This is a genomic window from Nostoc sp. NMS9 (assembly GCF_017114995.1).
Taxonomy (GTDB): Bacteria; Cyanobacteriota; Cyanobacteriia; order Cyanobacteriales; family Nostocaceae; genus Nostoc.
Genome location: NZ_JABXKL010000066.1, coordinates 1 through 13656 on the forward strand (window position 1 = coordinate 1; position 13656 = coordinate 13656).

At 40.7% G+C, this 13656-nt stretch carries 17 protein-coding genes, 1 tRNA gene and 1 pseudogene; 6 read left to right on the top strand and 13 right to left on the bottom strand.

Annotated features, from left to right (window positions below):
* Positions 1-70 precede the first annotated feature (70 nt).
* From HWQ40_RS19285 to HWQ40_RS19295, 3 genes are read left to right on the top strand one after another with little or no spacing between them, the layout of a single operon-like run.
* Positions 71-418 (top strand): hypothetical protein, encoded by a 348-nt coding sequence (locus HWQ40_RS19285; RefSeq protein WP_292780524.1) that lies wholly within the window; start codon positions 71-73, stop codon positions 416-418.
* The gene (locus tag HWQ40_RS19290) at positions 419-901 is read left to right on the top strand and encodes a Mu transposase C-terminal domain-containing protein (protein WP_292780829.1); all 483 of its coding nucleotides are present in this window, start codon (positions 419-421) and stop codon (positions 899-901) included. It begins immediately after the preceding gene.
* Between the two features lie 2 nt (positions 902-903).
* The gene (locus HWQ40_RS19295) at positions 904-1314 is read left to right on the top strand and encodes a hypothetical protein (RefSeq protein WP_292780526.1); all 411 of its coding nucleotides are present in this window, start codon (positions 904-906) and stop codon (positions 1312-1314) included.
* A gap of 47 nt (positions 1315-1361) precedes the next feature.
* Here HWQ40_RS19295 and HWQ40_RS19300 read toward each other — a convergent pair whose 3' ends face one another.
* The 3 genes from HWQ40_RS19300 to HWQ40_RS19310 are packed head-to-tail and all read right to left on the bottom strand — an operon-like array spanning position 1362 to position 5239.
* On the bottom strand, positions 1362-2060 hold the full coding sequence (locus HWQ40_RS19300; protein ID WP_292780528.1) for a SprT family zinc-dependent metalloprotease: 699 nt from the start codon (positions 2058-2060) through the stop codon (positions 1362-1364).
* Positions 2057-3463: a hypothetical protein gene (locus HWQ40_RS19305; RefSeq protein ID WP_292780530.1), complete on the bottom strand. Its 1407-nt coding sequence runs from the start codon at positions 3461-3463 to the stop codon at positions 2057-2059. The genes HWQ40_RS19300 and HWQ40_RS19305 overlap by 4 nt, the downstream gene beginning before the upstream one ends.
* 48 nt (positions 3464-3511) lie before the next feature.
* Positions 3512-5239 (bottom strand): HsdR family type I site-specific deoxyribonuclease, encoded by a 1728-nt coding sequence (locus tag HWQ40_RS19310; RefSeq protein ID WP_292780533.1) that lies wholly within the window; start codon positions 5237-5239, stop codon positions 3512-3514.
* A gap of 262 nt (positions 5240-5501) precedes the next feature.
* Between HWQ40_RS19310 and HWQ40_RS19315 the strand changes: the two genes are divergently transcribed.
* Entirely contained in the window at positions 5502-5864 is a 363-nt protein-coding gene (locus HWQ40_RS19315) for a hypothetical protein (protein ID WP_292780536.1), read from the top strand.
* A gap of 3 nt (positions 5865-5867) precedes the next feature.
* Here HWQ40_RS19315 and HWQ40_RS19320 read toward each other — a convergent pair whose 3' ends face one another.
* From HWQ40_RS19320 to HWQ40_RS19355, 8 genes are all read right to left on the bottom strand, one after another.
* Positions 5868-7172, bottom strand: coding sequence for a restriction endonuclease subunit S (locus HWQ40_RS19320; protein WP_292780537.1), 1305 nt, complete (start codon positions 7170-7172; stop codon positions 5868-5870).
* A 35-nt stretch (positions 7173-7207) separates the two neighbouring features.
* The gene (locus HWQ40_RS19325) at positions 7208-7615 is read right to left on the bottom strand and encodes a PIN domain-containing protein (RefSeq protein WP_292780538.1); all 408 of its coding nucleotides are present in this window, start codon (positions 7613-7615) and stop codon (positions 7208-7210) included.
* Complete coding sequence (locus HWQ40_RS19330) at positions 7612-7827, bottom strand: hypothetical protein (protein WP_292780539.1); 216 nt, start codon at positions 7825-7827, stop codon at positions 7612-7614. Before HWQ40_RS19330 ends, HWQ40_RS19325 begins: the two co-directional genes overlap by 4 nt.
* A gap of 172 nt (positions 7828-7999) precedes the next feature.
* Complete coding sequence (locus HWQ40_RS19335; RefSeq protein ID WP_292780540.1) at positions 8000-9067, bottom strand: hypothetical protein; 1068 nt, start codon at positions 9065-9067, stop codon at positions 8000-8002.
* Positions 9068-9646 (bottom strand): Uma2 family endonuclease, encoded by a 579-nt coding sequence (locus HWQ40_RS19340; RefSeq protein ID WP_292780832.1) that lies wholly within the window; start codon positions 9644-9646, stop codon positions 9068-9070.
* Complete coding sequence (locus tag HWQ40_RS19345) at positions 9646-10122, bottom strand: N-6 DNA methylase (protein ID WP_292780542.1); 477 nt, start codon at positions 10120-10122, stop codon at positions 9646-9648. The genes HWQ40_RS19340 and HWQ40_RS19345 overlap by 1 nt, the downstream gene beginning before the upstream one ends.
* Positions 10094-10534, bottom strand: coding sequence for a type I restriction-modification system subunit M N-terminal domain-containing protein (locus HWQ40_RS19350; RefSeq protein WP_292780545.1), 441 nt, complete (start codon positions 10532-10534; stop codon positions 10094-10096). Before HWQ40_RS19350 ends, HWQ40_RS19345 begins: the two co-directional genes overlap by 29 nt.
* 86 nt (positions 10535-10620) lie before the next feature.
* Positions 10621-11019, bottom strand: a complete 399-nt coding sequence (locus HWQ40_RS19355; RefSeq protein ID WP_292780548.1) for a MerR family transcriptional regulator — start codon at positions 11017-11019, stop codon at positions 10621-10623.
* On the opposite strand from HWQ40_RS19355, the pseudogene HWQ40_RS19360 reads away from it, so the two are divergent.
* Positions 10990-11235 (top strand): annotated as a pseudogene (locus tag HWQ40_RS19360) (hypothetical protein); the annotation flags it as partial. The gene HWQ40_RS19355 and the pseudogene HWQ40_RS19360 sit on opposite strands and share 30 nt — an antisense overlap.
* Positions 11236-11844: 609 nt before the next feature.
* Here the strand turns inward: HWQ40_RS19360 and HWQ40_RS19365 are convergent.
* A tRNA-Arg gene (locus HWQ40_RS19365) sits at positions 11845-11917 on the bottom strand.
* Positions 11918-11961: 44 nt separating this feature from the next.
* Positions 11962-13149: a murein hydrolase activator EnvC gene (locus HWQ40_RS19370; protein ID WP_292780551.1), complete on the bottom strand. Its 1188-nt coding sequence runs from the start codon at positions 13147-13149 to the stop codon at positions 11962-11964.
* A 161-nt stretch (positions 13150-13310) separates the two neighbouring features.
* Here HWQ40_RS19370 and HWQ40_RS19375 point away from each other — a divergent pair, with 161 nt between their 5' ends.
* The gene (locus HWQ40_RS19375; protein WP_292780553.1) at positions 13311-13598 is read left to right on the top strand and encodes a hypothetical protein; all 288 of its coding nucleotides are present in this window, start codon (positions 13311-13313) and stop codon (positions 13596-13598) included.
* Positions 13599-13656 lie beyond the last annotated feature (58 nt).

Below are 13656 nucleotides of genomic sequence, written 5' to 3' on the forward strand. Positions count from 1 at the left end.
ATGGGATATCACGATTACTCCAGTTTGATTGGGATCTTATTTTCTTGCAAGTCCCTTACAGCAAATAGGAGTGCAGTTAGGGTTTGTTTGTCATTTACGCGATCGCCCATCTGAAGGTGGTAGTGTTGAGCGTCCGTTTAAAACTCTAAATACAGAATTATTCTCAACTTTACAAGGATATACAGGTTCAAACGTTCAAGAGCGACCAGAGGAAGCGGAGAAAGAAGCTTGCTTAACGTTGCGGCAGTTAGAGCAAATGTTAGTGCGTTACATCGTTGATAACTATAACCAGCGACTTGATGCTCGAATGGGCGACCAGACAAGATTTCAACGCTGGGAATCTGGTTTAATCGCAGCACCCGATTTACTTTCCGAGAGGGATTTGGATATTTGCTTAATGAAGCAAACACGGCGATAAATTCAACGTGGGGGATATCTGCAATTTGAAAACTTGATGTATAGAGGTGAACTCTTAGCGGGTTATGCGGGGGAAAGTGTTGTATTGCGATATGACCCCAGAGACATCACAACGATTTTGGTTTATCGCATAGAAGGGGATAAAGAGGTATTTATTGCTCGTGCTTATGCTCAAGATTTGGAGACAGAAAAACTATCTCTAGATGAAGCAAAAGCTAGCAGCCGTAAGGTCAGAGAAGCGGGTAAAGCTGTGAGCAATCGCTCAATTTTGGCTGAAGTTAGGGAACGCGAAACATTCCAAACTCAAAAGAAAACTAAAAAAGAGCGTCAAAAAGTAGAACAGGCTGAGGTCAAAAAATCTAAACAACTTATACCTGTTGAGCCAGAGGAATCAGTAGAGGCAGTATCTATTGATAGCGAACCTGAGCCAGAGATGCCGGAAGTTTTTGATTACGAACAAATGCGTGAAGATTACGGGTGGTAAAAATGACTTTACAAGAAGCTCAAGCGATCGCCCGATGGGAAAAGTTTCGGTTTAATCCTCCTGCTTCTCGGCAGCAGTTGGAGGCTTTAGCTACTGTGGTGGGAGTTGACGCTGATAGCTTAGAGGAGATGTTAGCACCTGCTAGGGTAGAGATGAATCTTGAACCAATTCGATTATGTGCTGCTTGTTATGCTGACTCGCCTTGCCACAAAATTGAATGGCAGTTTAAGGCGACTAAGGGATGCGTAGGCGAAGCCCGTCGCAGACATCGCCATAAATTACATTTACTTTCAGAATGTCCTAACTGCGGTGGAAGGTTTAAAATTCCAGCGTTGTGGATAGATGGACATTGCCAGAGGTGTTTTATGAGATTTACAGAGATGGAAAATTACCAAAAATTTGTAGAAGTTTGATACATTCTTTCAACTTTGTCTAAATACGATCGCTCTTAATTATTTTTCTAAAGGTTATAAATTGCCCCATTCTCAGCTAACCACTGCTTTCGCTCAAGATAATCTGGCACAATACGCTCCACCCTATGCCAAAATGCAGTGCTGTGATCCGGTTCAATTAGATGCACTAATTCATGAACTGCCAAATACTCAATCATCGTTCGTGGTAGCATTGCTACTCGCCAGTGAAAATATAAATCCCCTTTGTGTCCGCAAGAACCCCAACGATTCCCTAACTCACGTACTTGTACTGAACGAGGCGAAGTAGAAACTCGTCTAATCAGTGTGGCAATTTGTTGTTCTACAATTGGCTGAAGGTGTTTCTGATACCACTTAATAAAGTGTTCTCGACCTTGAACTTTTGCTGGGCGTTGTAACTCAAAGCGGCTTTGATATAGTCTCAGAGATGGCTGTTGTTGAACTCCATCTACTACTTTCAGGCGATAGCTGCGTCCTAGATAATAAAAACCTTCGCCTGATACGTATTCTTTAACGCTAGCTGGTGGATTTAATGACTCTTTTTTTAAAAGTTTACTGTAAATCCAGTAACGTTTCTCGCTGACAATTCTTTCTAATGTATCTATTGGTACTTCTGGGGGAGAAGCTAAGACTAATTTACCGTCACGTTCGACGGTAATACCTACGGTGCGGCGTTTGGAACTGTGGCGAATTTCAAAATTCAGGTCGCCAAAGGTGATGCTTGTCATGCCATTAAATTATCACGATTTCTCCTAGCTAGTTGGACTAATTTATCCGCAACTTCTTCGAGTTGGTTGTAACTCACTAAATCATGGTCATCCAAGTACCCTGCTATCCACCTTCTTAAATCCTCTTGGACTATCTGGCTACCCCAATTTATTCGTCGTATTTCTTGGCGGATATGTTTGACAATTTCTACAGTTGCTTGAGCAAGTTCGGGGAGTTCTTTTTGGGAATATTCACCTAAAATGTTGAGAAATGGCATTTGAGTTTTGGGATCTAATCCAGTCTCATCTGTAGTACGACCAGTTTGGATTTGTTCTATATACTTTCGCAACGCCTCAACTTTTGCTTCCCAGTTATCAGCTAAAGATTCCAGAATTTTTGTGAGTTTTTCACTTAAATTTTTGTAGTAAACTGGGTCTTCTTCATAATTTACGCTGATATGGTGACGAGCGGCGAATTCCATTTCTGCGGCTTGTGCTTTAATTGAGCGATGGCGCTGGACATGGGTTTTAAAATCCAGTGACATGATATCAATCGGTGGCACTTTTGGGTCAATACCTTGCGATTCAATATATTGGTCTATTAATGCTCTAACTTTCTCTTTGGCGCTAACGATGTTAAGTTTTTCATCTCTGTAGAGGTCAGCAACAGCTTTTTTAATAAAGCCAAGTTTTTTGGCATCTCGAACAAAATTATAGGGCTGACGTGCTTCTGAACGCGGCAGTATTGTATCGAGAGTGTTGAGAAAGTCTTGGAAACAGTCGTTAAATTCAACTCTCAGGCGTTCATCTCTGAGCAACTCTACACAAGCATCTACATCATCAATTGTGCAATTATTTCGAGTGAATATGGCAATAACTTGCTGATGTTTGTCGCGTAATTTAGGCAATTCTGCACGAACATCAAACCAAGCTAATTCTGTATCTACATTTTCGTAAACCGAGAGTGCAGCAGCGATATCAACACCGTAATAATCGACCACTAATCCTTCTGTTTTTTTATCATCATACACTCGGTTAACACGAGCGATCGCTTGCAGCAATTCGTATTCTTTTAGTGACCTGTCTAAATATAAAACTTGTTCTAACGGTGCATCAAAACCTGTTAGCAGCATATTTTTTACAATTAAAATTGCTAAACTATCTTCGTCTAAAGATTTTTTAAATTTCTCAATATTAATTTCCTGTTGACTTTTATCTGTCCACTTTTTCCAACTACCGTCATCTCCTTTATCACCAGAGATGATAGCAGCAAATTCTAGTTTGCGTATGATTTCAAGATGTGGGAGTGCTTGAGCAAAAAAACGAGTTTCGGCATCAAGCGATTCTAAAATCTCCGTATCGAGACTTTGCAGAAGGGGTGCGCGGTGTTCTAGCTGCTGTACTAGTTTCCGTTGCGCTTCCACAAACGCCTCTTGGTAACGGACGGCGGCGAGACGGGTACAGGCGACTACTTACGCCTTAAAGCCTCCTGCTAAAATGCACTCAATATAATGATGCAGCATACTTTTAGCTTTGGCTTTAATTAATTCCCGCGCTTCGCCAACTTGGGTTTTAGTTGCGTACTTAGCTTTAATTTGCGCCCGTTCTTCTGGGATTTTATCAGCAAAGATAATTTCAAAAAGTTTGTCGAGGTCATCACCTTGGGTTACAGTACCTCTAGCTTCTAATCCTTCGTAGACAATCGGCAAAGTGACTTTATCTTCTTGGGATTGGCGGATATTGTATTCGTCGATAAATGAACCAAAAATTTGCAGCGTGGTTTTTTTGGCAGCTTTGACAATCGGTGTACCAGTAAAGCCGATACGGACACAATTAGGTAAGGCTTCTAATAAATTGGTGTGCAGGGTTTTGGCGTGAGAACGGTGTGCTTCGTCAATTAGCACTAAGATATTTTCCGAAGGATTGAGGTTTTTCGGAATTGGTTCTATTTCTGCTTCTTCATCAGAATCCTCCCCACTTTTAAATTTCTGAATCATTCCGAAGACTAAGCCAGCGCCTGGTTGTTGCAAGTATTTTTCTAGCTTTTTGACATTTTTAGCCTTTTGCAATGGTTCCCCAGTGAGGACGGCGGTATCTGCAAGTTGTTTTTCTAAATCTCGGCGGTCGGTGACAACAACAACTTTAAAGCGGCGTAATTCTGGGATAGTGCGAATTTTCCGAATTAGGTAAACCATTGTCAGGCTTTTACCTGAACCTTGGGTATGCCAGATAATGCCACCGCGTTGGTCATCTGTGCCATGTTCGGCGCGGGTTTGATTGTGTTGAAGTCGGTGCAGTGCTTTATAAACTGCCCGATATTGCTGGTAACGGGGGACAATTTTGATAGTGCGTCCGCCACTGGTTTTAAATAGAGTGAAATTATGAAAGATGTCGATCAAATTAGCTGGTTTCAACATCCCAGCGATGAGGGTTTGGCGAAAATTCAATTCAGAAACGCCTAATTGTGCAGCAATTTCCGCTTGGGGGCTGGGAATGGTATCTTTCCAATCAACATAATGTTCATAATTTGCGCTGATGGTTCCGGCTGTTGCCCGTCCTCTAGAGGCTGCTATCATCAGCAGATTGTAGTGGAATAATTTTTCTGCGCCTTCTGGTTGACTGCTACCCCGTTGGTTGGAATATTTCAATAAGTCTTGAATTGCTTCAGTTATCGGGTTATCTAAATTGGGACTTTTACATTCAATCACTACTAGAGGAATGCCGTTAACAAGTAGTACCATGTCTGGGACGATAAACCCCCGATTACCAGTTGCCCAAGGCGGGTCTACTCGGTATTGATTGATGGCTAAAAAATTGTTGCGGTGAAGATTTTCAGGATCAAATTCAATAAAATGTACCGTATGCTGTTTACCGTCTTGTCTTAAAACAGTAGTACCTTTAAGTAGCAATTCTGTAGCGGCTTGATTGGCTTCCATTAATCTGTTTGCGCCCAAGCGTTCTAACTGACTCACTGCGGTTTGAACTTGGATATCATCTAGCCAAGGATTGCCGTTGTCATCTAAGTTGATGCGTTTGATGGCGGCTTTGAGGCGTTGTATCAGTAGAACTTGCTTAAAGTTTTCGCGTTCGGTAATTGCGGGATTGTCCCAACTGCCTTCTATATATTGCCATCCCATACTTGTGAGTTGTTGAATGATGGGCAGTTCTACATGAATATACTCAGGTGTTGGTTGGGGCATAGAGGCAGTATTTGGGGTAAATTACAGCAATTGAGGGCGATATATTCAAATCCAGAGTAACCGCACAATCATAAATTTGAGGCGATCGCTGTAATAAAACTTACTTTTACCTGCGAAATCAGTTTTATTGTTAACGCATCGGCTTGTTATGCCATTGCATCGGGGTGTTATGCCATTGCATCGGCTTGTTATGCCGTTTCTGATTGACTATTTAGATGAGCTTTAGAATTGAAATATTAGTAGCTGGGAGGAAAAAATTAAGATGAGCAAATTATTTGAAATATTGCAAAAAATTAAATCTAAGCCAGGAATGTATATCGGGCGTGCTTCTGTTAGCGATCTGTTTCATTTTTTAGTTGGTTTTAAAACTGCTTTAAGAGAATTAGAAGTTAAAGCAACTGAGGAGGAAATGGATTTTTATCAAGAGTTTCAGCCTTGGGTGCAGAAAAAATATCATGTCTCAACTTCTAACTCTTGGGCAAAGATTATTATGCTCCACTGTGGGAGTGAACAAGAGGGTTTTAATAGTTTCTATCGGTTGTTAGATGAGTTTCAAAATCGAGATAAAAGTTTAGAACCTCAACAGAAGGTAACTGCTAGTTATAAGGTTACTAATAAAAGTTGATGTCTAGAGATTTTTCACGCGCACTTTGCCAGTTAATAAGTCTTGCATCAGTCCTTGTTTGTGGAGTTTGAGCTTGTTAAGGTAGGCTTCTTCTGTGCAGATACGCACGTTGTAGGTATTAATGATTTTTACAATTTTTTCTTGTTCTTGAATTGGTGGTACTACAATTAGTAATGCTCCTATAGTTTGTAGATTTAGCCCAGATTTAGCACCAATGTCATTTAGCTGATAAAACTTTTTTTGACCTAGCTCTCCTGATAAGTAGTTACCAACCCACCAAGAATTAATTCGGTTTTGATCAAGTCTTATAAGTGCAATATGTTGATTAACATAAGCTTCTTCAAAACTACTAGGTATGACACCAATAATCCCTAAATCAGCAGTAGCTGAAATGAGAAGATCACCAGCTTGAACTCTTGCTCTTGCTCCTTCAATACTAGCTGGTAGCTTGACATAAGCAATATTATTTAGTTTTAAGTTCAAATGTTCACGGGTCAGGTTGCCAATTCTAATAAACATCGCACCTTCGTCAGAATAATAAGCAGCCCATCCTCTTGAACCACTGGTAATGAATTCTGCAAAGCTTTCGAGTCGTTCAATATCCCAATATCTCGGAATTTGTCCCAGTGGGGAATCTTTGAACTGTTCAGGATGCGCATGTGGATCTCTCAATTTGCCATCCTCATCTAACCCGCGTGTGAGCAAGTCTTGCAGTAGTCCGGCTTTGGTTTGTTTAAGTTTTATAATAAGGGAAGATGTGCGTGCGATCGCTTCATCCACCGTATCCAAAATTTCAGCAATTTTTTTTTGTTCTTCAAAGGGCGGTAATAGAAGAAGTGTTTCAGCTAAACGTGTTGAATTAACACTGGGAAATGTTGAGCCACTACCTCTAGCTTCAGAAAGAATGACTTCAGCTAGCCGTCTTAAAAGAAGTTCGACAAAACCAGTAATCGCTATACCTTCCTTACCACAAATTGCTGCAACACCACGTCCAATACAAAAGGTATCATTCGCAATGTTAATTCTACCTGTGGTACTACCACGAACACAAAAGAGAATATCTTTAGGCTTACACAATTTGGTGGGCGTATTAGTCCATTGAAGCTTTGAAGGAAAACGGTCACCAAATTCAACTGGGCCATTAATTAGAGGCATACCTCTGCCAACTTGATTGTATGTGTGGCCAGGAGGGGATTGACCCATAACAATTTCAGCTACATCCTCTAAAAATGCAACATTCCAATCCTTCGGAATTCTCCCAACAGGCGAATCCTTAAACTCCTCATATTTAACCAAAACCTCACGCATACCCCAACCCCTGCAAAAGCTCATTTAATCAGCTTTCAGGGTAGCTTTTCAAAACCAGCCTGAACAAAATGCTTGTCAAAACTTAAAGCTGTACGAATTCCCAACTGTTTCATTACCACAAACGAAACACAATCAGTTAGCGAATAAGACTTATCATCATACTGCTGGAATAATCGCCACCCATCAAAAAACAGCACTTCATCAACATGAATAAACTGAACTGATGGGCTACTTAGCAAGCGATTACCAACTTCAACAGCTTTAGCATGACGATTTCGACTATTAAAAAAAGTGACTATCTCATCAAAAATATAAGATGTAGTTACCAGTCTAGGTAATTCCTGAATAAAAATTTGCCAATGTTTTAATGTTACATCGTGATTAATATCATCAGATGTTTCCAAGGCAATGATATAACTCGTATCTAAAAAAACAGTAGTCATTCACCAGAACCGTAAATATAAGGATCAGCCTGTTCAGAAGCATCAGGAATACCACAAGATACAGGGTTCATCCCCATCTCAAAAATTGGATCGCTTTTAATAGTTGTTATTACTACAATTAAATTATTTTCCTTGCGAATTTCTACCTCTTGAACTCCCTCTAGCAACTCTTTAGGAATCACTACACCTTGTTCGGTCACTTTAACTTTCATCAACTATTAATCCTATCAATACTATATAAAGCATATACCAGACTTGAAATTGATTTTAACTCTTTCTCTACGTGAGATAAAAAACATTTACGCAAGTTATTACTTTAGCGTAACGCACCTTAAATTGCTGGTAGTACGTTAGCCTACGGCATAACACACCCTACTTCAAATATTAAACATACCCCAACCCCTGTAAAAACTCATTCAACTTCTTCGCCGCCGCATCCCGTTCCGTCTCAATATCCTGCAACGTCACCCGATACTTATCCCACCAATTCTCTACCGCCGCAATCACCTGCTGACGGTGCGCGGTAACATATCGCTCTAATTCAGCAATTAACCCATCTTTGAAAATCGCTAACACTAACTCATGACAATCTTCATCAGTCAACGCAGCCCGCGCAGCTGACAAACGCTTCACCAATTCATTCTTTAATGTCTTTAATTCTGCCTTTGCTTCCTTCAACTGCTTAACAATTTCCTTATAGGGTTTTAGTTGGGCTTCTATTTGGGCAATTTCCGCTTCATTCTCTTCAATAAAAGCCTCAAGTTCAGCAATTTTATCCTTATTAAATAAAGGTGTCTTCTTTAAAATCTTGAATTCCTTCTTCGGCTCTTGTATCAAATTTTTTATATACTTAAGGTCTGTCTCTAAATCCTTGACAATATTAACCGCTTCTGATTCTTCACCTTCTTCAACATCCGCCTCAGCTTCATCTCCCTGCTCAAAAGCTGACTTTTGCTGTTCTAATTCCGCAATCTTCGCCTCAGCCTCAGCAATGTCTTGTAAATAATCCGGCATCAACCGCCCAACTAATTTATGATTTAGAGGGTCAAATTTTGCCTGCTTTTTCTTCTCGTCATCATCTTGTTCTAAAGCATCTTTAATTGTATCTACCCAACTATCAACTAAACCACCAAAATCTGACTCTGATAAAGTTCTCAGTTCATACCTCTGTTCATTCCACCAACTAGCAACCACACCCGCCACTTTAAAGCGGTCAAGTAATCCCACAGGTTGCAAACTATCCACAAAAGAACTAAAAAACTCAGCGCGGAGTTCCATCACCTTTTTAGTTTTAGGCAAGTCACCCAAACTCCTAGAGTGTATTTGCCACCAAGCAGCAAACACATTATAAAGTTTGCCTTCTTGCTGCTGAACACCAGCATCAGATTCTATAAAACTTTTAATTTGAGAACGTTCTGTGATTGGAGAAATAAAATCAAAATAATCAGTCATCTATGTAAAAATCTGCTGTAAATTTAAAACTAAACCAGGGAGAACATCTTCACCCGATAAACTTGTGGGAAATTGTAAAACGTCCGGTGCAAGATTTGGGCGATAAATGATTACTTGTTGATCTTTAGGATTAATTAACCAACCTAGTTGTAAGCCATTTGCTAAGTATTCCGCCATTTTGGCTTTAGTATCTTCCACATCATCAGTTTCAGAAACTAATTCCACTGCAAAATCAGGACACAAAGGGATAAATTTCTTTCTTTGCTCTGGGGTAAGAGCATCCCATCTTTCTATCCTTACCCAAGAAGCATCAGGTGAACGAGTTGCTCCATTTGGCAGTTTAAACCCAGTAGAAGAATCAAAAGCTTTTCCCAAATTATTTTGATTGCTCCAAAACCATATCTGACCTAATAAATCAAAATTACGGTTTCCTGTTTCTCCCCCAGTAGGTGACATGATAATTAATTCCCCTTCAGCACTTAGCTCTAGTCGTAATTCTTTATTCACGGCTACAATTTGTGCAAATTCCTCATCACTAAATTGCAGATTAGGAGGTAATTGTAAGGTTACAGTCATAATTAATTGCGCTCCACAAAAATCCTAGTTGCATCAAACCCATGCGCTGCTAATAGGGAAGATTTAGCCTCTACCTCTACTTTAGGAATTCCCCCCAACAAATGCGCCCGTACATCGTGCGGTTCTGGTGGTGGCGCGTTGTCAGCATAGCGACGGATATTGCAGTTGTAATCGTTATCTCTTAATTCTTCTTTAGTTACTACTGCTGAATATCCTGGTAAAGACAGAAAATTTTCAAACACCCAGGAAATCTTTTCAATATGCTCAGGACGCAAATAATTTTGAGCGCGACCTGCATAATATTCAGCATCAGCATTAATAAACAAAACTTTTCCCTGGCGTTCAACAGGTTTCGCCCCTTGTGGACACATCACCAAAATACAGGCGGGGATACCAGTGCCATAAAACAAATTGGGTGGTAAGCCAATCACCGCCTCTAATTGATCGTTTTTAATAAAACTCTTCGCGCAACTTGACATCAGGAATCCGATTTTTACCAGCTTGACGATTAAAATCAATATGTTTTAATACACCTGTCAGGGCTTCGTTACTTTCCTCAAATGCCGTCAAAGCATCATTTAGCCCTTGTCCGACGTTTTTATGTAGCTGATCACGAATATATGCCCACCGCGCTTTTTCTGGTACAAAAAAAGTTTCTTGGTAACTGATGGGCCTTTCTGCCCTCATGTTTGCTTCTTCTTGTGTCCGTCCCCTTTGCAAATTCTGCTGCAAAATCTGCTCATACTGCGGCTCAAATACATCCGAGGCGCGTTTTAAAAAAAGCATCCCGAAGATGTATTCTTTGAAGTCCGAAGCATCCATTTTTCCCCGCAGAATATCCGCAGCAGAAAAAAGATGACGTTCTAGTTGCGGCAGCGTGAGTTTGCCCATAGTAGATGCTGAGATTGCGACACTAATGCTTTGCCAGTATATCTCTTGTTGAGAGACACTCTAACCCACTTCCAAATTGCTGAAGTCTAATCTTTCAATTTGCTAGCTATACGCTCGTATATGGTATCTAACCATACTGGAATTACAGGTTGGCCTGCTTTGATTTGGGCGTAGACGCAAAGCGGCTTGCCGTTAGGCATCGCTTGGTCTAATTCAAACTCTACAAGTTCGAGCGATCGCTTGTGATTGTCTCGTTGGAGCATCCACCGCGTACCTTTACCAGATTCAAATAATTCTGGTTCCCTGTCTTTCAATGTTTTAAGCGTAGTATTAGCAACATCAAAATTTAGCCCCATAGATAAAAAATATAACATTGCTGCCAGTTCCATCAAATTTGGCTTTGAGTAATAAATACTACGCCCTATTCCAGTCTCACCGATAATAGGCATAACTATTACAGACTGCTTAATAGACAGCGACAACAAAAACACTTCTTATCTCATCAACGCCAAATAGCTCAAACGCTTGCTGCACCAAATCAATTGGGAGAATCAGAGTTAGGGCAGTATGTAGACAGATTGATAGCTAAAGAAATTCTAGCGATCGCACAAACATATAAAGCTGGTAGTATTGTCCTCCCTAAGTTGGGCGATATGCGAGAACAAGTTCAAAGTGAGGTTCAAGCCAAAGCTGAACAAAAATCAACCCACCTTAATTATTTTTTGGCATGGTAAAGCAGGGGCGATTTCCCTGGGACTCCTGCCAAAACTTTAAATCGCTTGTTTAATAAGGTTTATAGCCTTTAATGTGTCAGTTGATTTACTTTTTTAAGTATTAAGTGACAGGTGATTTTGGGAGACGTGACAAAAATGCCTTCATAACTATGGTAAATCAAGGGTTTGAAGCGCAGAGTTTCAACACCCCTCCCAGCTAGAGGCGGGTTGAAAGGTGTTGATATCAGTTTACGAATTTATAACAAAAGCTTTTTAGAAAAGGGTGGGTTGAAAGCGAATCCAGTTACGTCCTTGTTAGACTGGTATTGTGACTATAGCAGTTAATCTTTGATATAGGGTATCCAGACTGCCTAGAACACCGATTCAGTAATCGTAATCATAACGAAAAAACCAGGTTTCGTTAGGTTGCAACAAGGAATATTTGGTTGTAAAAGACATTAAAACAGGGTTGATCGGTCTTATGTTTTATTAATGAATCGGTGTTCTAGTAGTCACTAATTTGTTAACAGTGACAATATTTTGTTAAAATTGACATTAATCTGTTAACAGTGACAAATAATTAGTTAATGTACATAACGAGCGCGGAGGGATTTGAACCCCCGACCCACAGAACCGGAATCTGTTGCTCTATCCACTGAGCTACGCGCCCTTAATCTTCCATATTATAGCACGTCTGTGATAAAATTCGCAGCCTTAAAGATAATTAGCTGGATCTACGGGTGTACCATTCCGACGAACTTCAAAGTGGAGATGGGGGCCAGTTGAAAAACCTGTGGAACCGACAGCAGCGATCGCTTGTCCGCGTTCAACTGCTTGTCCCTCAGAAACATACAACTCGCTGGTATGACCGTAGAGTGTAGTTATGCCATTACCGTGATCGATAATTACCGCTCTGCCATAACCACCATACCACCCAGCAAAAATTACTGTTCCCGAATCGGCTGCCCGAATTTTACTGCCATAGCTGGCGGCAAAATCCAACCCGGCATGAAAGCGACGATAGCCAAGAATAGGGTGTATCCGCCAGCCGAAGGGACTGCTAGTAGCAGCATCGCTAGGATATGCCATTACACCAGTTCCCCGAATGATGATACTTGTCCGGCTGTTGGTTTTTCCTTGGGCTTCTGCTACCTTTTGTTGAATCAAGACTTCCAGATTTTTGGATTCCCTTTCTAGCTGATTTTGTGCGGCTTCTAAGGCGAGGCGATCGCTATTTAGGCGTTGAATCAATTCTGATTGTGATTGCGCCTGGGTTTGATAATCGGCTTTTTGTGCTAATAGTTGCTCACGAATCAAGCCAATTTCGTTTTTTTGCTGTTCTACTTCCGTTTTTTGTTTATCTATTGAGTTTGCTTGGGCGTTGAGTTTTAGCAAAATTTGTTCGTCTGCCTGAAACACTAACTTCAACTGATGACGACGGCTGAAAAAGTCGCTGAGATTTTCACTTTCGAGCAAAACTGCCCATCCAGCAAAAGCAGGCGATCGCTGGAGGTAACGCAATCGTGCTACTGTTGCTATTTGCCGCTCCTGATATGAACGTTCTGCCACATCTAAATCAGCTTCTAACTGCTGGAGGCGTTGGGTAGAGAGTTGTAATCGTGATTCGCTCTCTTGAAGATAGCTATCTGTAGTTTGCAGATTTTGCTTTAAACCAGTGAGGTGTTTTTGAGCCTCTTGTTGGAGATTAGTTAAGCGATCGCGATCGTTAACCACACTCTGACGCTGCTGGTTCATTTGTTGCTGCTGCTGTCGCAGAGTATCAATAGACCCTGTAGACGTTGCGTGGGCTGGAATTAATGCCAAACAAATCCACAAAATACAGCAAAATGCAATAGATAAACAGCAATAAATCTGCTTTTTTTCTAGAAATCGCCCTCTCATAGTGCGAGCCTAACTAAAACAATACTTTCAAACACTATGAGGATTATTCCCAAAATTTGATTCACCCACTCCAACACTATGTATCAAATTGGTCTGCCAAGTTGTAACACAAAGATTCTATCTGTGTCAGCATTGAGCAGATATGTGAGTGGGTGAGATGTATGAACGCACGTATAGCAATTCTCTTAATTACCTTGGTTTTTCCGGGTTTGGCAGTGGTGGGAGTATCGTTGTATTGGTTTAATCTCGATTATGCAGCACTGATCAAAGCTGAAAAGTATGTAGAAAACCTGGTACAGGTTGGAAAAGTAAATGATAGACAGTTAGAGTATGCCTATCATCGCACCTACATTCATCGCATCAACGTATTTGCCGATGGTACCTGGGGATTATTGGGAGGTGTAATTACAGCACTAGGCATACATGGATTAGTCACTATTAAAGAATAGGGATTGGAGATTGGGGAGTGGGGACAAGGGGACAAGGGGGATAAGAAGAATAATCCAT